The sequence below is a fragment of the Streptomyces sp. NPDC002889 genome (genome assembly GCF_042888425.1).
Classification (GTDB): Bacteria; Actinomycetota; Actinomycetes; order Streptomycetales; family Streptomycetaceae; genus Streptomyces.
This window is the reverse complement of the sequence record NZ_JBIAPT010000019.1, coordinates 74,817-92,716: the sequence shown is the minus strand read 5'-3', so window position 1 is coordinate 92,716 and position 17,900 is coordinate 74,817. Positions and strand designations below refer to the sequence as shown.

Sequence of the window (17,900 nt, the reverse complement as noted above, 5' to 3'; positions counted from 1 at the left end):
CTGGCCAGGCGTGGTCCGACGACCACCCGCGGCCGTGTGCTCACGCTCATGGGGCTGGCGACCGCGGTCGGGGTGTTCCTCGCCACGGTCCCCCTGCACCGGGACTGGTTCGACCTCGGCGTGTACTACGGGACGGTCGACCACTGGAGCCGCACCGGCCGTATCTACGACTACCTGGTGCCCGGCACGCACTACGGCTTCACCTATCCGCCATTCGCCGCCGTGGTCATGCTGCCGATGACCCTGGTCGACTGGCCCTGCGCGGTCGCGATCAGTGTGCTGCTCAACGCGGGTGCGGCGGCGGTGATTCTGCACTGGTCGGCGGGTGCGACCCTGCGCAGGCACAGCAAGCACCGGTGGTTCGCGTTCGCCGTCGTCGGCTGTCTGCTGGCCCTGCTCGAGCCGGTCCGCGACACCGTCAGCTTCGGGCAGGTGAATCTGCTGCTCCTCCTGCTCGTGCTCGCGGATGCCCGGCTGCTGTCCATCAGCGATGCGCGGACCGCGCGACACGCCCCGTCCACACGGCTCGCCGTCTCCACACGGCAAGCGCCCTACGCACGGTTCGCGCCGTACGCGGGCATCGGCATCGGTCTGGCAGCCGCGATCAAGCTCACCCCGGCGATCTTCATCGGCTATCTGCTCCTCACCCGCCGCACCCGCGCCGCCGCCACCGCCACCACCACCGCGCTCGGCGCCACGCTGCTCACCCTGTGGGCGGCACCGGAGGCATCCCGTGTCTACTGGACCGAGGCGATATGGAACACCGACCGCGTCGGGTCGCTCGCCTATGTCTCCAACCAGTCCTGGCAAGGACTGGTGGCCCGCCTCACGGAGCCCGCCGCTCCGAGCCGTGCGGTATGGGCGATCGGCGTGATCGCCCTCCTGTGCGTCTGGGCGTGGCGCGCCCGCCGGGCCGCCACAGCCGGAAACGACGGGGCCGGCTTCGCGCTGACCGGCATCACCGCGTGCCTGATCAGCCCGGTCACCTGGGTGCACCACCTGGTGTGGCTGATCCCGGCCCTCGCCGTCCTCGTCGACGCCGGCCTCCGCTCGACACCCGGTTCCTCCCGCCGCCGCCGGCTCCTCGGCTGGACCACGGCGCTCTACGTGGTGCTGTGCAGCAGCGTGGTGTGGCTGTGGAGCAGGGACTCGTCCGGCATCGACGGTTTCGTGGGCGGCAACACATACGTCTGGATCTCGCTCGGCCTGCTGCTCACCCTCCCGGTGCTGCCCGCGCTCACCGATCCCGGGAAGGACCGGGCGCTCCCCCGACCCTGACGGGTCTGCAACGATGGGCACATGCGCGCACGCTACGGACTCCCCCTGAAAATCACCGCAGGAATCACGGCAGTCGGCGCGGCCGGGATCGCCTACGCCGCCGGCATCGAGGCCCGGTCGTTCCGCCTGCGGCGCATCACCGTCCCCGTACTGCCGCAGGGCATGCGCCCGCTGCGTGTGCTGCAGATCTCCGACATCCACATGGTCAGAGGCCAGCGCAAGAAGCGCGCCTGGCTCCAGTCGCTGGCCGGACTGCGCCCGGACTTCGTCGTCAACACCGGGGACAACCTCTCCGACCCGGAGGGCGTGCCGGAGGTCCTGGACGCGCTCGGCCCGCTGATGGACCTCCCCGGTGTCTATGTCTTCGGTTCCAACGACTACTACGGCCCCAAGCTGCGCAACCCAGCCCGTTACCTCCTCGAGAAGGCCCAGGGCCGCCACGGTCTCAACGGCAACGCTCCTGCGGTCGGCGTCGTCCACAACCCGTGGGAGGGCGTGCGCGACGCCTTCGACGCGGCGGGCTGGACGGACCTGTCGAACACGCGTGGCCGGCTGAAGCTGGAGGGCTACGAGATCGCCTTCACCGGCCTTGACGACCCGCACATCAAGCGCGACCGCTACGCACAGGTCGCCGGCGGCCCGGAACCGGACGCCGACCTGTCACTGGCCGTGGTCCACGCCCCGTACCTGCGCACGCTCGACGCCTTCACGGCCGACGGCTATCCCCTGATCCTGGCGGGCCACACCCACGGCGGCCAGTTGTGCATCCCCTTCTATGGCGCTCTGGTCACCAACTGCGACCTGGACACGGACCGGGTGAAGGGCCTGTCCACGCACGAGGTTGCCGGAAATGTCTCATACCTACACGTATCGGCGGGATGCGGCACGAACCGCTACACGCCGGTGCGTTTCGCATGCCCACCCGAGGCGACGCTGCTGACGCTGACCCCCCGGGACTGACCCGCCTCACCCCTGCTCCAGCCCGCGGGAAACCGGATTTCGCCTCCAGCCGCGGGTGGGCTAAAGTAATCGATGTCGCCGCGACAGTGGGGACATCGGGGTGTAGCGCAGCTTGGCAGCGCGCTTCGTTCGGGACGAAGAGGTCGTGGGTTCAAATCCCGCCACCCCGACACAGGTCAGAGGCCCTATCCGGGGATCCGGATAGGGCCTCTGAGCGTTTGTACAGCAGCGAAGTACAGCAACCGCTACGACTCCTGTTGATCGTCAGCCTCGAGGATCTTCTTCGGCTTGCCCTTCCCTTTCTTCCCCTGCTTGCCGCCGCCGAGCGCCTTACCAAGTGCTCGCTTCGCTCGCTGCCCGACCGGGGTTCGGGCAGCGAACCAGATCACTGCCAGCACAGCAGCCGCCACGCAGCCCGGCCACACGGGATGGTTTCTTCCCCTTGCCCGCCATGCGCCCGAGTGGCCCCAGAAGGCTTCAACGACACCAGCGCACCAGGCCCATCGGGAGAACTGGCGGACGCTCGGGAGAACACCACAGTTGACGCTTGGGGCGTCTGCTTTCCCGGCCTCCTGAACTGCGGTAGCAGTCTGATGCTGCGATCAGAGGTGCCGCGCCGAGGGCGCGGCGCGCCGGCCGGACGCCGCCGCGCTTGCCCCTCCATGTCTACGCCACCGGGGCCGCACGTCGTCGCCCGCCCGCGCCACAAGGGGGCGAAAGACCAGGCCGGGGGTGGGGACGGTCGGCTCCGCGGCTTTACCCACCTCCCCGATTCGGGTCCCGCGTCGAGCAAGACCAGGGGGCCACTCGGACACATTGCGGGCAGGGGTGAAACCTGCCCGAGTAGCCAGCAAGCGTACGGCCCCCTGATCATGCACGACCCCAAACCGGGCAGGACACCGGCCAAAGCCGCTCCACCGACCTCATAGCCTCAGGCGTTCTCACCGTGGGCACCTCCTTGACCTGGTACCCGGTAGCGCGCGGCAACTCCTTAGGCTAAGTGATCACGTCAAGTAGCAGACATTCTTAAGGAGTTGACAGTGAACACTGCGGTGCGGGGGACGGCGCTCGCGTTCGTAGCGTTGTGCTACCTGCCGTCAGCTCTGGCCAGCCGCACCCCTGCGCGCGATGAACACCGCGCCAGTGCCGACCAGCCACGACCGCGAGACCGACACCCGCGACGACGGGAGTGCTGCTCGACGCGCCGGTCCTGATCACGTGGCATCATACGCACTGCCCAGCGGGGTCCCAGCTGGCTCCCAGCGGGGCGATCGCGTTCTCACGCATCGGTACCTTGCGCGCCGGGGCGCTGCTTCTGGGCGTCGACGACGGCCCGCTCCAGCACGGCGGTGCATTCGAGGACTGTGCCAGGCTTGACGTCGTCGGCCTGCTTGACCTGGACACCGCGGCTGCCGAGATAGGCGTATGTTTTGCGGTCGAAGATCCACTCGGTGCGACCGCCGCTCTTCTGGTCGACGTGGGCCAGGGCGATGCCCTCGCGTCCCGCGGCGTCCTTGGCGTGGTCCACCACCACAACCCCGGGGATCTTGGCGGCGGCCCGGTACAGCGCTGCGTTCAGCTTCGCCGGTGCGAGCTGCTCCCCGAGCAGGTCGCCGACCGTGGCGAATGCCTGCTGGTCCGGGGAGTTCCCCTGGCCCTCGGTCTCCTTGTAGATCTTCTTCAGCAGGGCGTCCGGGTCGGTGGGCAGCGTCTTGAGGTAGTCGTAGGAGGGGGCGTTCAAGCTGCTCTCGACGTCGCTGTCGACGGTGATGCCGCCCTTGGGCTGGTAGCCGGGCTCGTCCAGCCAGCCCTGCTTGCCGTCGGGGGAACTCCAGACCTCACGCATGTGCAGGGGCTGGACCAAGGTCTTGGACTTGTCCGTGTGGGTGTGCAAGACGGAGAGGTAGGAGACCATGCTCTTGATGTAGATGTACTGGCCCGGGCCGGGTTCGGGCGTCTTGCTGGCCGAGGCGGCGGCGGCGATGCGCTCGACGGTGGAGGCGAGCTGGGCGGTGCTGCCGGGCTCGATGCGCACGACCGGCGCTTCGACCGGGGGCGGGGTGGCCGCGGCCGGGCCGCTGCCCCCGGAACCGGTCAGCGCGGTGAAGGCGAATGCGCCGGCCAGGGCGGCGGCGGTGACCGGGACACCGATCAGCACGACACGGCGTGCCGGGCGGCGGGACGGCGCAGGGGCGGGTGCAGTGGGCTGGATCTCGCTCATCAGGTGCTCCTCGAGAAGCAGGTGACGGTCGAGCGACAGGTGCGGGTCTCCCGGCGCCGGCAGCAACCGGGCCAGTTCCGCGTGGTCCAGCGACTCCTCACGCCGAGACTTCTTGCGGATCATTCGGACCTCTCCTCGTACGACTCATGTGACCGGGCCGCAGAAGTGCGGCCGCCCTGTACTTGTCCGTTGCGCGGTAGCGGTTCCCTGCGTTTCCTCAGTTCTTCGTCGGCCAGCTTGCTCAGCCGTTTACGGGCGCGGGACAGGCGCGAGCGCACGGTGCCAACCGGGACGCCGAGCACGGCCGCCGTCTCCGCGTAGCTGAGCCCGGACCACACACAGAGTGTGAAGACCTCGCGCTCGCTCCGGCTCAGCTTCTTCAGCACCCGCTGGGCGGCAGCCAGCTGGTCGGCATCGGCTATGCGGCCGACGAGTTCGTCGGCGAAGTCCGGGACCGTTTCCTTGGCCGGCAGGCGCTCCAGGGCCCGCTGGTGGCGGCGCGCAGCGCGGGTGGTGTTGCGCAGCACGTTCACGGCGATGCCCATCAGCCAGGGGCGCGGACTGTCGCCCTCGTCCCGCAGCTTGACGCGCAGCCGCCACGCCTCCAAGAAGGTCAGCGAGACGATGTCCTCGGCGACGGTCCAGTCCCCGGTCACGCGCACCGCGTGCCGGTGGACCAGTCGGGCGTGGTCACGGAAGAGCTCGCGGAACGCCTCGGGGTCGCCTGCCCGTATCCGGGTGTGCAATGAGTAGTCCACGTCCAGCATTGTCCGCGCGGCCGGGCAGGTTCCCGTGGCGTGCGTCACACAGTCAGGAGACATGGGGCTCCGCGGCCAGCGGTCTGCTCCATTACGGGAGACTCCAGAGCCGCTGCAGTACAGCAGCGAAGTACAGCAACCAGCGCGACCGCATCCGACCGGCATCGGCCCAAGTCACCCCGGCTGAGCAGTCGAGCAGACCTCAGCGACCGCCCAGCCGATAGTTCGGGACGAAGAGGTCGTGGGTTCAAATCCCGCCACCCCGACAGCTGAAACACCAGGTCAGGGCTGGTTTTCCATCACGGGGAACCGGCTCTGACTCGTTCCTCGGCCTCTGGGGAGTGAACGGGGAGTGGATCAAGGCGCTTCTGCCGCGCACGCGCGGCCCGTCGGCAGGGCCGCCGCTCCTGCCTTCGCCCCACGGCAACCCGACCGTCGACCGCACGCCGAAACGGCGAAGGGTTGACGGTTGAGGAGGCCCGATGTGGCTGGAGCGGTCGGTTCCACGGCTTTACGCAGCCACCATGGGGCGAGCCTCGAAGATCATGGCCCCGATCGGGCAATTGCGGGCAGGCGAAGAGCCAGCCCGATTCGCGGGTCAGCGTAAGGGGCCATGATCTCTCGCCCCATGGCCGCTCCCGCCCAAAGCCGCTCCACCGACCTCAGAGCCTCAGGCGTTCTCACCGTGGGCACCCTCCTTGACCTGGTACCCGGTAGCGCGCGGCAACTCCTGAAGCTTAAGTGATCACGTCAAGTAGTAGACGACCTCGGGGAGTTGACGGTGAACACTGCGGTGCGGGGTACGGCGCTCGCGTTGCTGCTCGTGGCGGCGCTGACCGCGTGCGGAGGAGGAAGCGGGAGTAATGGGACCGCGGGCCGCGAGAACGGCGACTCCTTGGAGGGGCATGAGGACAATGCCCCGGTTGTGCCGACCGCGTAGCAGGTGCGTACGGTGCTCCCCAGCTCCGCCAGTCGCCCCGAGGGTTGGGGGCGGTTCAAGGACCAAAGTTGAGGTCGGCGAAGAAGCGGCAAAAACCTGCGGCAACGAGACCGGGACAGCGTGCAGTGGGCTGACAGCCACGGACAAAGAGACCGTAGAGGGACCGCAGACTGTGGAGGGGCTGAAGCACGGCTGGGACCGAGAGTCGGGGTACATCAAGGTCTTCTCCTTCGACAACGCCAGCGTGGCAATGAAGAGCGCGGTGGCCATCGAGCACGAGGACGCCACCAAGTACGGCGATAAGCAAGATTCGGAGACCTCGCCGCAAAGATCTCCGCGGGTGCAGAGGAGACCAAGGTCTTCTCCGACGCCTTGGGTGACGACTACACCGCCACGGTGGTGATGCGTATCGGCACAGTCGTTGTGAAGCTGTGGGGTATGGACCTGAAGAAGCCGGACATCATGGCGGTCCTGGCCAAGCTTCAGATCGACCGGATCAAGAAAGTCGCGGAGGGGAAGAACCCGGACGCATGACCCGGGCCTGCGGCCACTCCCGAGCTCGCAGCAACCGGTTTGACCATCACCGACCGGTCCAGACGGAACCGCAGATCAGAATGCGGCCGTGCCCTTCCCGTGCCCGTTCGGACGGGAAACAGCGGGGAACAGCAGTAGCCGACAGGCACCGCTCATGAGAACGGCCCTGACCGAATTACCTGGTCAGGGGCCGTTCACCTGCGGTGGGTGTGGGATTTGAATCCACGGTGACATCGCTGCCACGACGGTTTTCAAGATCGTTCACGGCTTGACTCGCCTTGCGACCCCGCCCATCCCGTGAGAATCCGCGACGGCGTCTTCCAGGTGGCCCTCTTGTTGCGCTTGGTCGGCCGTGGCCGCCGTTGCTGGCCCGCTCCTCAGCCCAAGCCGAATCGGCGACATCACCCGCGCCGCCCTTGTCCTCAACAGACACTGGAAGTGATCTTCACTGAGAAGACGTCACTGACTGGCCCGTTCTTCCTAGGGCTCGGCGGACGAGCCGGCTAACGCGCCACGCGGTAGCGGAGGTAGACGACTCTCGAGCTGAAGGTGCGGGTCTCGACGAGTTCGAGATCCACCCGGCGCTCGCGTTGGGGAAAGAACGGGATGCCGCCGCCAACCAGCACCGGGTAGACCATGGCCCGGTACTCGTCGATCAGACCCAATGCGGCCGCCTCGGCGGCGAGGGTCGCGCCGCCGATCGCGATGTCCCCCTCCCCCGGCTCGGCTCGCAACCGCTCGATCTCCTCCGCCAGGCCGCCGGAGGCCAGGCGGGCATTGCCCTGCACCGCCGACAGCGTGGTGGAGAACACCACCTTCGGGAGCGGCTTCCAGAGCGCGGCCCACTCGAGCATGGAGTCGTCGAGCGATGGATCCTGGTCGGCGGTCTCCCAGTACAGCATCGTCTCGTACAGCCGTCGTCCCAACAGGTGGACGCCGACCTGTCGAATCTCGTCGATCCAGAAGCGAAAGACCTCCTCCTCGGGCGCCGTCCAGTCGAAGTCGCCGTCCGGCCCGACGATGTAGCCGTCAAGTGAGACGCTCATCGAACAGGTCACGCTGCGCATCAGAAGTCCTCCTCGGTAACGGGTTCGACAGTACGACCGCCGGACGCCGCAGGACTCATCGCGGCTCGCGGGATCCCCTGGGCCGAGTCACCTCACGAGATCATTTCGTTGAGAAAACCTCAGCGACTGGCCCGGGTGGCGTGTCGGATACATGGGCGCGCCACCCGTCGGCACCGGGCCTCTGTGCCCGTACTGCACCAGTGCCGAGCACAGCCAGTCAGTTACACATCTACTCGGCCGATTCAGGTCATCGGCCGGGCTGCTGATGGATCAGATTGATCGACTACGTTCGCCTCATCAAGACCATAGTGGTAGTCGATGAAGTAGATGTCCTGGTACTCATCGTGGTATTGGATCACCTCCTCCTGCTTCAAGCAGGTGATCGCGGCCAGAACGTCGGCTTGGCCCAGTGCGTACATTTCCCGTATCCGGGTTACCTCAGGGAGCAGGGATCCCCGCTCGAACAGCCCGCTCAGGACCCCCTGACGCACGTCCATGATCAGCTGTTCAGGCGACGGTGCGCCGCTCGTCGGGCGATGGCCGGGCAGCGAGATCGTTTCCACCCACGGGGGCCTCGGACGTTTCTGCTCGGTCATGGTTGTGGCCTTTCGTCGACGCTCCCGACTGTGGCGCGGGCAAGCAGCTCGCTGACCGACGTCGTCGCGGGAACTTTGATCTTCAATGCGCGCGAGTTTCCGAACAAGGCTTCCTCACTGCCCACCAGGTTGCCCGTTCGCGGGTCGAAGAGCACCGACTGGCGCGAAGTGCTTCCCTTCCAGGTTTCCTCCTCGGTTACCGCAACAACCTTGTGCCCCTGCCACGTTGTCGTCGTGGAGACGCGCACTCCCCGGGCATCGGCAAGCACGCGCAAGGCTGCAGCCCTGAATGCCGGGTCAACAGGCCCCGACCTGCCTGCGTAGCGCAGCATGGCCGCGACGCCCTGGACAAGCAGGCCGGACTCCCAGTTCACCTCGCCGAGTTGCCGCCTGAGTTCGCTCGGTTTCGTGGAAAACGGTTCGACAGCCTTCAAAGCGTCACTCTCCGAGGCGGGGAACCTGCCCGGCCCGTACATGGTGTCTTCGATCTTCTTCCCGGCGATGAGCTGGGCGTTTCGGGCGTCCGTCTCCTGCGCCGGGTTCGGGAAGGTGGGCTCCCCGTACACGCTGCGCCTGCGGCCTGAACCGTTGCCCGTGACCCGCGACTCGGTCACAACGGGAACCGCAGCACTCGCCACTCCGCCTGGCATGTCGCCGGCGGTATTCAGCGACCATCCCCAGAGCCTGGAGTATTCGCGGCCACCGGACTGGCTGCCCTCCTTGCCTGATCTCACCCGGCATGGGCTTCGAGCAGCACTATCGGGTGAGCCGGGGATCCAGCGTCGCTTCGATGCATAGGGGATGGGCGTAAGCGGGAAACATTACTGCCACATCCTTTCTTGTATGGGGATGAGAAATGTGTCCCGTAAATCGCATCACCAAGGCTGTTCCGGACGATGCGGGCGGGCCACTTGCTCTGCATGAGCCGTATCGCAATTAAGCCCCGGCAATCGAATCGCGTCATGCCCCTGGATTGCGTGGCAGGAGAACACGTGACTTGACGGATGGCAGCGGACCCGATAGGCGGGGCGTGGTCACCCGGCCGAGATCCGGCCAGGGCTCCCGGCGAGTCCCGTGAACGTCCCGCCCGAAGCCGCTACACCGACCTTCGTGCTTCAGCATCCGTAGACGTGGCCACGTATCAGCGGGTCATGCTTCAGGATGAAGTCCGCGACCCGCCAGAACTCGCTCAGCCGCCGATGCTTCAGGGCGGCCCAACGGTCGAGCTCAGGCCCGAAGAGCGGCCCATCGGGATGAACTGGGCCAGCAGTCTCCAGCGTGGGTGCGGCTTCGGTCTGGCCAATCATCGATGTCAAGCTACGACATTCCGTGGCATGACGCGAGGATCTCCGGTCGGTTTCCTTGGATATGAAATTCATCAGAATTTCATGAGGCTCAGGACTGCGCCATTCGGCACCGGTGTTCTGATGCAGGCCAGAAATTTCCATGGCTGGACTCGCGCCAGCCGTGGGAATTTTAGGACAGCAAGTGGGACAGGAGATTAAAAATGCAGATCATTGCAATCATTGCCGCCGCTGTCACCGCGGCATCTACCAGCATCGCCTACATGCGGTATGCCTCGGCAGGCAGCCAAGAGCAACCCATGCCCTTGGTCTTCCGCAGGCTCACATATGTTCCGCTCTGGGCCGACCTGGTCTGCTGCCTGGCCTGGATCGCAAGCGCGCTTCTGCTCGGATTCACGCTGCCGCTCTGGGTGGGCCTGGCCGTCTACTGCGCAGCAGCACTACTCCCCTGGGAACTGATGCGCCGTCGCCACAATCACCGAGTCGGAAAGTTCCCCACGTCGGTCAGTGATTCCAACGCCCTATAGAATCCCAACCGCTTTAAGCACCTGTGCCCTGACATCCGCACCTGACGGTGAGGATGTCGGTGGTGCCGCCCTGGGGGCCTGACTCTCCGTCTGACCGACGCCGTCCGGCTGTCCGGCTGCTCAACTGGCTGCGCTCGCACGGCGAGGTCACCGCCGTCGGCGTCGAGGGCACCGGCGCCTACGGCTCGCAACTCACCCACGTCCTGCGAACAAACGGCCCGCGTCCGCGTCGGCCACTGTCCGCCCGCCGCATCGGCGACGGCGATCACGCGCGGCCAGGTGCTGTGTCAGGCACGCCCGATCGAACTCCTCAAGCGGGTGTCGTGGGTTCGAATCCTGCCGGGCACACCACGGAGGACCTCTTGGGAGGCTGATCCTCTCGAATCCGCCCTTTCTTACCAGCCTGATCCTCAAGACCTAGAGGACCGGCAGGGCCTCCCCGCGGCAGGGTGCGCGGGGCTGGTCCAGCCAGAAGACATAGCTGCGCAGATACTCCTCCAGGCCGTCGTCGATGTAGGCCACGAAGTCCAGGTGGCCTTGGGCGGCGTCGTGATAGTGCCCGTGGAACTCGGCCGACCCGTTGCTGCCCCAGCCGGGGTGGGTGCCGGCGCCCCAGTCGGCCGCGATGGTCAGGGCCCACTCGCGAACCCGGCCTCGGTCGAGCCACCATGCGCGGACGGTGGCAGGGGTCCAGTGGTCGTCGCCGTCCCAGCCGTATCCGCTGTACAGCTCCAGGCAGGCAGCCGAGACCACGGCCTCGGTCTCCGACTCGTTCACAGGCTGGCGGTAGACGAACTCCGTCCCGAAGCCGCCTCCGAAGTCGTCGTCGTAGGCAATGTGGTGCGGCGCATCCAGCCGGCCGATGGCCATGGAGTCGGTGGCCGCACCGTAGAACGGGCCCGGGACATTGCGCCAATTCCGTTCCGCCCAGATGCCTGAGAAGACTTCCCTCGTCGGCTCCGCGGCGGTGACGACCCGCCGGGCCGTGGGCAGCGGGTCCCAGTAACCGTGCAAGACGACCCCTCCTCGGGCGAGAACTCTGGACGAGATCATCCTCGGCCCGGCCGACGAGCCCCACGGCGGGGAGACGATCCGAATGGGACCAGCGGTCCTATCGAGACGTCGGCCCGCATCACAACCGCGCCAGATGGGGCGGGGACTCACAGGGAACTGCGGGTACCGGCGGGGGCACAGCCAGCAGATGGCGAAGTCGGCGTCCCGCAGATCAGGCCCGCTGGCTCACCCCACCTCGTTGCTGAAGCGGTGCTCACAACGGCGTCCGTACGTCGACAGAGGACAGCTGCGGTGCGTGTCCAACTGCGTGACAACGCCGACGCACACCAGCAGACAACCGCGCACACTACGGACCAGCAAGCAGGCAGGTGGCGCCTACCGGCGCCCCAGGGGGAGTGAGCCCCTCGGCGATCGGCAGCCGGCACGCATCCGCCCGCCCATGGGCACCCCTCCCCCCGCGCCGGAGCACCGAGTCGGCGGAGCGGGTCGGCTTCTCGCCGCCCGCGATCGCCTGTCAGTTGCCGAGTTGCCGCCGAAGTCGGGGCTGCCGGCGGTGGAGACGCCGACCTCGGCGGGGTCGATGACGATGTCCCCACAGGTGTCGCCGTTGACATCGCCGATGGCGGAAGTGACGCCGCCCTGGAGTTTGACGGCGGAGGAGACCCGCAGACCGGTGGCGGAGCCGGGGATGAAGCAGGTCGGGCTTGCCGACCGGTGGCGGGCCCCCACGGGCGGTGGAAGGATCGGAAAGATCCCTGTACGTACACGTTCTCGAGGAGCGGCATGGACGACGAGGGCACCGAGGATGTGACGGAAACCGACCGCGACGACGTGGATGACGACGATGACTACGTCGAAGAGGAACCCGTCGGTGCGGAGCTTACGGAGCCGGACGTGCTCCTGGACGTCCCGCTGCTGAAGGTGGACGAGATCACCCTTGACGTCGAGGACCTGCGTGCGAGGGTGTCCCTCCAGGCGGAGGTGCTGGACCTGCTCCGGCTGAACGTGGGGGCCGACGTGGAGCTGGGCTCCGTCCACCTCGACATCAAGGGCGTGGAGGCGCAGGCGCTGCTGAAGGTGCGTCTGGACAACGTGGTGGAGGTCATCGGCAGGGTACTGACGACGATCGACCGCAACCCGGACATCCTCAGGGACGTGACCTCGGGCGTCGGGACCGCCGTACGTGAGGTGGGGACCGGGGCGGGTCGTACGCTCGACGAGGTCGGGCGTGGTGCCGGCAGGGCGGTGGAGGACGTGGGACGCGGCGCCGGAACCGCCGTCGAGGACGTAGGACGCGGGGCCGGAACCGCCGTCGAGGACGTAGGACGCGGGGCCGGAACCGCCGTCGAGGACGTAGGACGCGGGGCCGGAACCGCCGTCGAGCGCCTGAGTGACGACGCGGGCGGAGCGGTCGCCGGGCTCGCGGAGCGGACCGGGGACACCGCGGAGGGAGCCACCGCGCGGGTCGGCGAGACGCTGCCGGACGCGGGAGAGGTCGTGTCCGACGTCCCGAAGGCCGCGAGCGGCGGCGCACCGCACCCCGAGAAGGCGGGGGGCGCGACCGGCCGCGCGGGGCGGAAGCCCGTGCGCGAAGCGCTTGCTCGTAAGCGACGGGCCGCCGAAGGGGGCGACGGGCCGGCGCGACGGACCACTGAGGCGCCTCGTCGCAAGGTGAGGCGGGTGCGGGAACAGGAGGCGAAGGACGAGGACCGGCCTCCGTGAAGGCCCGATCGCCGTTACGCGGACATCGACGTCACCGCCACCGTGGCAGCCGACCGGCTCAGTTTTCGCGAAGGGCCGAGGACGGACGTCCGTTTCAGCGGGAGCCCCGGCACGCGCTCGGCCACGGTGAGCACGAGGACGCACCTGCCCGACCCCGTCAACGTCGGTGTGGAGTACCGGAACGTGCAGGTCCGGTACCGGCTGTCGAACACACTCGGCGTGGAGGGCCCACCTGCGGACCTGGCAGGATCCGGCGACACCTGAACGCAACATGGCCGTGCCGGCCGGCCCGATCGTGGCAAAGGGTGGGGGGTACCGGTAGGCGGTCCCCTGTCCGGCATTCGGCCCATCACAGCGTCCGGGTTCCGGCTCCGGCTCAAGCTCAAGCTCAAGCCGTGATACCCGGTCATCCGCAGGTGTCCCCTACGGGGTGCACGCGGCCCAACAGATCGGTCAGGACTGCCTGCTCGATCGGGGCCCAACGATCTCGTGCACGACGAGATCCACGCCCTTGCCGGACCTCCATGCGCTACTCCCCCGGTCCGCCGCCGGCGGCGGCCTGTTCCAGGGCGGTCCGGCAGCGCGCCACCTCGTCCGCCACGTGGTCCATGAACCAGCACACGATCTCGTACGGCACCGCGCGTCCGTCAGGGCTGTGGACATGGACTTCCGGCTCCCGTGACGGGTCCTCATCCGGCACCAGCGCCGCCATGAAGTCCTGTCCGGGAATCCGCGCGTCCGCGCCCCACTCGGGCACGGGCACCATCTCGCTCAGCTCCACGCGCCACGCGTCGTCCGGCAAGGCGTAGGTGAACTGGACGGCGTACCACCGGCCGCCGTGCTCTCGCTCCTCGAACGGCATGGGCTCAGGCTGCCACGGGGGTCGAACCCGCGTCGCGCCGATATCACGCAACTCCCCGCCGGACCACGGTTGATGACCGGCGCGTATCGGGCCCTGGCATCGAGCTCCGGGAGGAACGGCCCCGCAGTCTTCGACCGGTGACGCCCGGCCGCCGCGACTTCACAGAGGGCGCAAATCAGACACCGAAGAGCAAACTGTGCTAGTTTGGCTCAAGTTGCAGTTTTGGTACCCATGAACTCGGTGTGCACCTGACGGTATGTGACGTCGGGTGCATTTTTGTTTGCGATTCTTTCGAATGGGGTCATTGCGGCGACCGGAAATCCGCGCCGTGCGGAATTTCATTACTGCCCCGTTTGAGGAGATCGACATGGCATCAGGCACCGTGAAGTGGTTCAACGCCGAAAAGGGATTCGGATTCATCGAGCAGGACGGCGGCGGCGCCGATGTCTTCGCCCACTACTCGAACATCGCCGCCCAGGGCTTCCGCGAGCTGCGGGAAGGCCAGAAGGTGACCTTCGACGTCACGCAGGGCCCGAAGGGTCCGCAGGCCGAGAACATCGTCCCGGCCTGACGCGTCCCGCGCCGCGCAGCAGCGCCCGGGTCAGGGCCCGCACCTCGGGGAGGTGCGGGCCCTGACCCGTATGCCGCATGAATGCATTGGACGGCGAAGCAGCTGACGCCGGGCACCACAAGGCCAGGAGTAGCCTGGTCCTGCCGAGAGCATTTCGCACAGCGCAGCCACGGCGGTGTCGTTCCCGGCGAGTGACTACACGGGCATCGGACAGGCCCGGGACGGAACCACGTCATGACGGCGGGCAGTGCACAGAGGTCGAGCAGAAGGACCCAGTCGCTCCGACTGCTGTCGGCAGGGGGGTGAACGTCATGGTCACCTTCATCACCGTATTCGTGATCCTGGCAATGATCATGCTGGGAATGTTCGTCATCAATGCCCTCGACCGACGTAGGCCGGACGGTGCACCCGCACACCGCAGGCGCCTGCCGCGGTCGCGTACGACGCGCCGCGCCGACGGCCCCGGGCGGTGGAACATGTGACTGTCATCGGCCGGCGCTCACCGGCATCACCGACAAGGACGCCGCGCACACAGCCCGGCGCCGAACAGCCTGCGGCCGATGTCGCCGAGGTCCGCATCATCGCGTCTTCCCCGGAGGGAGCACGCCGGGTCGCCGAAGCGATCCGAGCGGCCTTCGCCACCAGCGAGCAGCGCAGCTACCCGACCGGACGCGACGGCGAAGGAACCAGGCTTCATCTCACTGTGGACACCTCGCTCGGTCCGACACCGCCAGGGCCCCGCTGGATCCACCGGGTGACGGACCAGCCGCACGAAGGCGAGGTGTGACCGCGCGGGTGAACCGCCGGGCGATCAGGACGCCATGCGTGGGCGGGCGGCTCCGGGTTCGCCCCGCCCAAGCGACATGGCTTGGGTATGCACAGCGGTACGCGCAGGGCTTTTTGCGTGATCATCCCTGCTGTTGCCCGTGGATGGGTCGCGGCGTGTGATGGAACGTGTGCACTGTCGCGGAGGGTGCCTTGTCGAAGGTGGAACGCGAGCAGGCGGAGCTGGACGACGCTGTTGAGCAGGCCATGGTCCGGCTGCGGGCGATGGAGCCGGCCGCTCAGCAGATCGGCACCACCCTCGACGAGCGCACCACGTGCGAGGAGCTCGTCCGATTTGTGTACCCGGCGATGTGCGATGCCGCCGCTGTGGATCTGATCGGCGAGGGCGCCGCGGCGGCAGACGCGGCGCCCCCTGCGGCGCCGGTGCGTGCGGCGACCGCCGGCCGCGGGGAGCTATTGGACGCGCTGTGCGCCGAGAATTCCCGGCGGCGGAGTTCGGGCCGCGCCGGATCCGCCTCCGTACGGGCTCCGGACCGGGCGCGACCGGTCACCGCCGTGACGGTCGAGGCCGGTCGGCATGTGCTGGGTGCCGTATCCGTTCCGCTGCTGACCCATGACCGTGTGCACGGTGTGCTCGTCGTGGTCCGGGAGGGCAGGGGGTTCAGCGATCACGAGGCGGCCACCGTGCACTTCGCGGCACGGCTGGCCGCCGTTCACATCGGGCACGCCAGGCAGCATGCCGCCGTCCGGCGCACCGCACTCAAGCTGCAGCGCGCGCTGCTGGCCGAGCCGGGGCGGCCGCACGCCAACCTGGAGGTGGCCACGCGCTATCTGCCCTGCGGCAACAGCACCCTGGTCGGTGGTGACTGGTTCGAAGTGGTACGGCTGCACTTCGGGCGGACTCTCCTCGTCATGGGCGACGTCATGGGCCACGGTCTCGACGCCGCCGTCGACATGAACGCCTACCGTTCCGCGCTGCGGTATGTGGCCTCGACCGATCTGCAGCCCCACCGGGTCCTGCGTCAGCTGGATGCCACGGTGTCGGAGGAGGGCGATCGCCGGCCGGCGGCGTGTCTTCTCGCACGGGTCGATCCGTCGCGCCGCATCGCGGCATTCGCGAGCGCGGGTCATCTGCCTGCCGCGGTCTTCGCCGCGGACGGCACCGCCGCCATCCTGCATGTGCCCGTGGGGCCGCCGCTGGGCACCGGGCTCGGCGGCTACGAACTGTCCACCCGGACCGTCACACCCGACGAGACGCTGCTGCTGTTCACCGACGGTCTGGTGGAACGGCGTGGTGAGGACATCGATGTCTCCCTGGCCCGGCTCGCCGGACTTCGGCTGCCTCCCGGAGCCGGGGTGGAGGACATGCTCGGCGAGGTGCTGGCCCGTCTCGGCGCCCAGCACGCCGAGGACGATGTCGCCGTGCTCGCGGCACGTATCCGTCAACGGCACGGCGACCATCCGGCCGGGCCTGGCGACTGACCGCCGCGGCCCGGGAGCTGCTCTCTCACGGCATCCCCGCCCCCGGCGTGCTTGCCGGAGCTCCCGAGACCTTTCTGGCACGATGCACGGACTCAGTTTCGGCGGCGTACTGATCGAGGAGCGAACAGAGACATGGCCGGACAGTTCGAGGCGACAGTCGACATCGACAGGCCCATCGAGGAGGTCTTCGCCTTCCTCGCCGACGGCCGCAACGACCCCAGGTTCAGCCCGCGGGTCCTGGAGATCGCACGGGTGACCGACGGCCCGACCGCGGTCGGCACGGTCTACCGGAGCAAGGTCAAGGACGCCGGTATGACGACCGCGCGTGAGTTCCGCATCAGCGCGTTCGAGCCGCCCCGGATGATGCGCTGGAACGAGACCTCGAAGAACCTCGTGACCGCGACGGAGGGCGGCTACGACCTCGAGCCCCTCCCCGACGGCGGCACCCGGGTCCGCATCTTCAACGTGCTCGAGGGTCACGGGTTCGGCCGGCTCCTCGTCGGGCTCGCGTTGATGGCCGCCCGCAAGGACGCGGACGCCTTCGGCCGACGTATCAAGGCGGCGGTCGAGGCCTCCTGAGCCGTCACGCCTTCCGGCCTTCAGGACGGCGTGACGGGCCGTACGGTCCGGGGTTCCACATCGGCGGGCTCCTCCGTACGGCCCGGCACTCATCCCCTGGCCGGACGGCCCCGACGCCTCACGCCGAGGCCGCGGGGTGCGGGGGGTGGTACGAGGCGAGCGCCCAGATGATGAAGACGTCGATCGCCATCACGACCACGGACCAGATCGGCGCGTACGGCAGAAACAGGAACTGGGCGATGAGGCTCAGCGAGGCCAGCACGATGCCTGCCACCCGCGCCCAGGACGCGTTGCGCAGCAGACCCCCACCGACCACGGCGACGAGGACTCCGAGGATGATGTGAAGCCAGCCCCAGCCGGTGAGGTCCAGCTTGTACACGTAGTCGCCGATGCGGGTGTACACGTCGTCCTCGGCGATCGCGGCGATGCCCTGGAGGACGGCCAGCACGCCGCTGCAGAGCATCAGAACGCCGGCGAAGACGACTCCGCCGCTCACCCAGCCGCTGGTGCCGTCGGTTACGGGCGGGCGTGATGCGTGTCCCGTGGGGCCGCCCGCAACCGACGGGCTGCCCCAGGTCTTCGGTTCCTGACTGCTCATCTCAGGCCACCTCTTCTCCGCCGGCACACGGTCGGCGCTCGGCACTGTGTGGTTCCGACACTCCGGCCGTCGTCGGCCCGTCACCAGGCGACGTAGGCCGT

Annotated in this window: 22 protein-coding genes and 1 tRNA gene; 12 read left to right on the top strand and 11 right to left on the bottom strand. The window is 68.1% G+C overall.

Annotated elements, in window-relative coordinates; translation table 11 throughout:
- Positions 1-48: 48 nt before the first annotated feature.
- The 3 genes from ACFYWI_RS26705 to ACFYWI_RS26695 all read left to right on the top strand — a co-directional run bounded on the left by ACFYWI_RS26705 (position 49) and on the right by ACFYWI_RS26695 (position 2,408).
- Complete coding sequence (locus ACFYWI_RS26705) at positions 49-1,278, top strand: glycosyltransferase 87 family protein (protein ID WP_389237232.1); 1,230 nt, start codon at positions 49-51, stop codon at positions 1,276-1,278.
- Positions 1,279-1,299: 21 nt separating this feature from the next.
- Entirely contained in the window at positions 1,300-2,238 is a 939-nt protein-coding gene (locus ACFYWI_RS26700) for a metallophosphoesterase (RefSeq protein ID WP_389237230.1), read from the top strand.
- A 96-nt stretch (positions 2,239-2,334) separates the two neighbouring features.
- A tRNA-Pro gene (locus ACFYWI_RS26695) sits at positions 2,335-2,408 on the top strand.
- A gap of 75 nt (positions 2,409-2,483) precedes the next feature.
- Here ACFYWI_RS26695 and ACFYWI_RS26690 read toward each other — a convergent pair.
- The 3 genes from ACFYWI_RS26690 to ACFYWI_RS26680 form a co-directional block, all read right to left on the bottom strand.
- The gene (locus ACFYWI_RS26690) at positions 2,484-2,636 is read right to left on the bottom strand and encodes a hypothetical protein (RefSeq protein ID WP_389237228.1); all 153 of its coding nucleotides are present in this window, start codon (positions 2,634-2,636) and stop codon (positions 2,484-2,486) included.
- 881 nt (positions 2,637-3,517) lie between these two features.
- The gene (locus tag ACFYWI_RS26685; RefSeq protein WP_389237226.1) at positions 3,518-4,582 is read right to left on the bottom strand and encodes a CU044_5270 family protein; all 1,065 of its coding nucleotides are present in this window, start codon (positions 4,580-4,582) and stop codon (positions 3,518-3,520) included.
- A complete protein-coding gene (locus ACFYWI_RS26680) occupies positions 4,579-5,226 on the bottom strand; it encodes an RNA polymerase sigma factor (protein ID WP_389237377.1) in 648 nt (215 codons plus the stop codon). The genes ACFYWI_RS26685 and ACFYWI_RS26680 overlap by 4 nt, the downstream gene beginning before the upstream one ends.
- Before the next feature lie 1,303 nt (positions 5,227-6,529).
- Here ACFYWI_RS26680 and ACFYWI_RS26675 point away from each other — a divergent pair.
- Positions 6,530-6,691: a hypothetical protein gene (locus tag ACFYWI_RS26675; RefSeq protein ID WP_389237225.1), complete on the top strand. Its 162-nt coding sequence runs from the start codon at positions 6,530-6,532 to the stop codon at positions 6,689-6,691.
- Between the two features lie 503 nt (positions 6,692-7,194).
- Here ACFYWI_RS26675 and ACFYWI_RS26670 read toward each other — a convergent pair.
- From ACFYWI_RS26670 to ACFYWI_RS26655, 4 genes are all read right to left on the bottom strand, one after another.
- Positions 7,195-7,758 carry a dihydrofolate reductase family protein gene (locus ACFYWI_RS26670; protein ID WP_389237223.1) on the bottom strand — a complete coding sequence of 188 codons (564 nt, stop codon included), beginning with the start codon at positions 7,756-7,758 and terminating at the stop codon, positions 7,195-7,197.
- A 242-nt stretch (positions 7,759-8,000) separates the two neighbouring features.
- Positions 8,001-8,354 carry a hypothetical protein gene (locus ACFYWI_RS26665; protein ID WP_389237221.1) on the bottom strand — a complete coding sequence of 118 codons (354 nt, stop codon included), beginning with the start codon at positions 8,352-8,354 and terminating at the stop codon, positions 8,001-8,003.
- Positions 8,351-8,968, bottom strand: a complete 618-nt coding sequence (locus ACFYWI_RS26660) for a hypothetical protein (RefSeq protein WP_389237219.1) — start codon at positions 8,966-8,968, stop codon at positions 8,351-8,353. The genes ACFYWI_RS26665 and ACFYWI_RS26660 overlap by 4 nt, the downstream gene beginning before the upstream one ends.
- A gap of 501 nt (positions 8,969-9,469) precedes the next feature.
- Entirely contained in the window at positions 9,470-9,802 is a 333-nt protein-coding gene (locus ACFYWI_RS26655; RefSeq protein WP_389237217.1) for a hypothetical protein, read from the bottom strand.
- Positions 9,803-9,861: 59 nt separating this feature from the next.
- On the opposite strand from ACFYWI_RS26655, the gene ACFYWI_RS26650 reads away from it, so the two are divergent.
- On the top strand, positions 9,862-10,185 hold the full coding sequence (locus ACFYWI_RS26650) for a hypothetical protein (RefSeq protein WP_389237387.1): 324 nt from the start codon (positions 9,862-9,864) through the stop codon (positions 10,183-10,185).
- Here the strand turns inward: ACFYWI_RS26650 and ACFYWI_RS26645 are convergent.
- On the bottom strand, positions 10,134-10,454 hold the full coding sequence (locus ACFYWI_RS26645; RefSeq protein WP_389237215.1) for a hypothetical protein: 321 nt from the start codon (positions 10,452-10,454) through the stop codon (positions 10,134-10,136). The genes ACFYWI_RS26650 and ACFYWI_RS26645 overlap by 52 nt on opposite strands.
- Positions 10,455-10,602: 148 nt before the next feature.
- Positions 10,603-11,199: a ferredoxin gene (locus ACFYWI_RS26640; RefSeq protein ID WP_389237213.1), complete on the bottom strand. Its 597-nt coding sequence runs from the start codon at positions 11,197-11,199 to the stop codon at positions 10,603-10,605.
- Between the two features lie 783 nt (positions 11,200-11,982).
- On the opposite strand from ACFYWI_RS26640, the gene ACFYWI_RS26635 reads away from it, so the two are divergent.
- Both ACFYWI_RS26635 and ACFYWI_RS26630 read left to right on the top strand, forming a co-directional pair.
- Positions 11,983-12,921, top strand: coding sequence for a hypothetical protein (locus ACFYWI_RS26635; RefSeq protein WP_389237211.1), 939 nt, complete (start codon positions 11,983-11,985; stop codon positions 12,919-12,921).
- A gap of 126 nt (positions 12,922-13,047) precedes the next feature.
- Entirely contained in the window at positions 13,048-13,185 is a 138-nt protein-coding gene (locus tag ACFYWI_RS26630) for a hypothetical protein (protein WP_389237209.1), read from the top strand.
- A gap of 265 nt (positions 13,186-13,450) precedes the next feature.
- On the opposite strand, the gene ACFYWI_RS26625 is transcribed toward ACFYWI_RS26630, so the two are convergent.
- Positions 13,451-13,783, bottom strand: coding sequence for a hypothetical protein (locus ACFYWI_RS26625; protein ID WP_389237207.1), 333 nt, complete (start codon positions 13,781-13,783; stop codon positions 13,451-13,453).
- A gap of 367 nt (positions 13,784-14,150) precedes the next feature.
- Between ACFYWI_RS26625 and ACFYWI_RS26620 the strand changes: the two genes are divergently transcribed.
- The 5 genes from ACFYWI_RS26620 (at position 14,151) to ACFYWI_RS26600 (ending at position 17,201) form a co-directional block, all read left to right on the top strand.
- The gene (locus ACFYWI_RS26620; RefSeq protein WP_389237204.1) at positions 14,151-14,354 is read left to right on the top strand and encodes a cold-shock protein; all 204 of its coding nucleotides are present in this window, start codon (positions 14,151-14,153) and stop codon (positions 14,352-14,354) included.
- A 311-nt stretch (positions 14,355-14,665) separates the two neighbouring features.
- A complete protein-coding gene (locus tag ACFYWI_RS26615) occupies positions 14,666-14,836 on the top strand; it encodes a hypothetical protein (protein ID WP_389237202.1) in 171 nt (56 codons plus the stop codon).
- On the top strand, positions 14,833-15,141 hold the full coding sequence (locus ACFYWI_RS26610; protein WP_389237200.1) for a hypothetical protein: 309 nt from the start codon (positions 14,833-14,835) through the stop codon (positions 15,139-15,141). Before ACFYWI_RS26615 ends, ACFYWI_RS26610 begins: the two co-directional genes overlap by 4 nt.
- A 245-nt stretch (positions 15,142-15,386) precedes the next feature.
- The gene (locus ACFYWI_RS26605; RefSeq protein ID WP_389237375.1) at positions 15,387-16,622 is read left to right on the top strand and encodes a PP2C family protein-serine/threonine phosphatase; all 1,236 of its coding nucleotides are present in this window, start codon (positions 15,387-15,389) and stop codon (positions 16,620-16,622) included.
- A gap of 132 nt (positions 16,623-16,754) precedes the next feature.
- Positions 16,755-17,201 carry an SRPBCC family protein gene (locus tag ACFYWI_RS26600; RefSeq protein WP_389237198.1) on the top strand — a complete coding sequence of 149 codons (447 nt, stop codon included), beginning with the start codon at positions 16,755-16,757 and terminating at the stop codon, positions 17,199-17,201.
- Positions 17,202-17,319: 118 nt separating this feature from the next.
- Here the strand turns inward: ACFYWI_RS26600 and ACFYWI_RS26595 are convergent, their stop codons facing one another.
- A complete protein-coding gene (locus ACFYWI_RS26595; RefSeq protein ID WP_389237196.1) occupies positions 17,320-17,799 on the bottom strand; it encodes a hypothetical protein in 480 nt (159 codons plus the stop codon).
- Between the last annotated feature and the right edge of the window lie 101 nt (positions 17,800-17,900).

Excerpts from the sequence above, each read along its gene's own strand:
- ACFYWI_RS26620 (WP_389237204.1), top strand. The coding sequence starts at position 14,151 with ATGGCATCAGGCACCGTGAAGTGGTTCAACGCCGAAAAGGGATTCGGA.
- ACFYWI_RS26700 (WP_389237230.1), top strand. The coding sequence starts at position 1,300 with ATGCGCGCACGCTACGGACTCCCCCTGAAAATCACCGCAGGAATCACG.
- ACFYWI_RS26655 (WP_389237217.1), bottom strand. The coding sequence starts at position 9,802 with ATGGAAATTTCTGGCCTGCATCAGAACACCGGTGCCGAATGGCGCAGT.
- ACFYWI_RS26705 (WP_389237232.1), top strand. The coding sequence starts at position 49 with ATGGGGCTGGCGACCGCGGTCGGGGTGTTCCTCGCCACGGTCCCCCTG.
- ACFYWI_RS26685 (WP_389237226.1), bottom strand. The coding sequence starts at position 4,582 with ATGATCCGCAAGAAGTCTCGGCGTGAGGAGTCGCTGGACCACGCGGAA.
- ACFYWI_RS26665 (WP_389237221.1), bottom strand. The coding sequence starts at position 8,354 with ATGACCGAGCAGAAACGTCCGAGGCCCCCGTGGGTGGAAACGATCTCG.
- ACFYWI_RS26670 (WP_389237223.1), bottom strand. The coding sequence starts at position 7,758 with ATGCGCAGCGTGACCTGTTCGATGAGCGTCTCACTTGACGGCTACATC.
- ACFYWI_RS26600 (WP_389237198.1), top strand. The coding sequence starts at position 16,755 with ATGGCCGGACAGTTCGAGGCGACAGTCGACATCGACAGGCCCATCGAG.
- ACFYWI_RS26625 (WP_389237207.1), bottom strand. The coding sequence starts at position 13,783 with ATGCCGTTCGAGGAGCGAGAGCACGGCGGCCGGTGGTACGCCGTCCAG.
- ACFYWI_RS26680 (WP_389237377.1), bottom strand. The coding sequence starts at position 5,226 with ATGCTGGACGTGGACTACTCATTGCACACCCGGATACGGGCAGGCGAC.
- ACFYWI_RS26595 (WP_389237196.1), bottom strand. The coding sequence starts at position 17,799 with ATGAGCAGTCAGGAACCGAAGACCTGGGGCAGCCCGTCGGTTGCGGGC.
- ACFYWI_RS26615 (WP_389237202.1), top strand. The coding sequence starts at position 14,666 with ATGGTCACCTTCATCACCGTATTCGTGATCCTGGCAATGATCATGCTG.
- ACFYWI_RS26605 (WP_389237375.1), top strand. The coding sequence starts at position 15,387 with ATGGTCCGGCTGCGGGCGATGGAGCCGGCCGCTCAGCAGATCGGCACC.
- ACFYWI_RS26650 (WP_389237387.1), top strand. The coding sequence starts at position 9,862 with ATGCAGATCATTGCAATCATTGCCGCCGCTGTCACCGCGGCATCTACC.
- ACFYWI_RS26635 (WP_389237211.1), top strand. The coding sequence starts at position 11,983 with ATGGACGACGAGGGCACCGAGGATGTGACGGAAACCGACCGCGACGAC.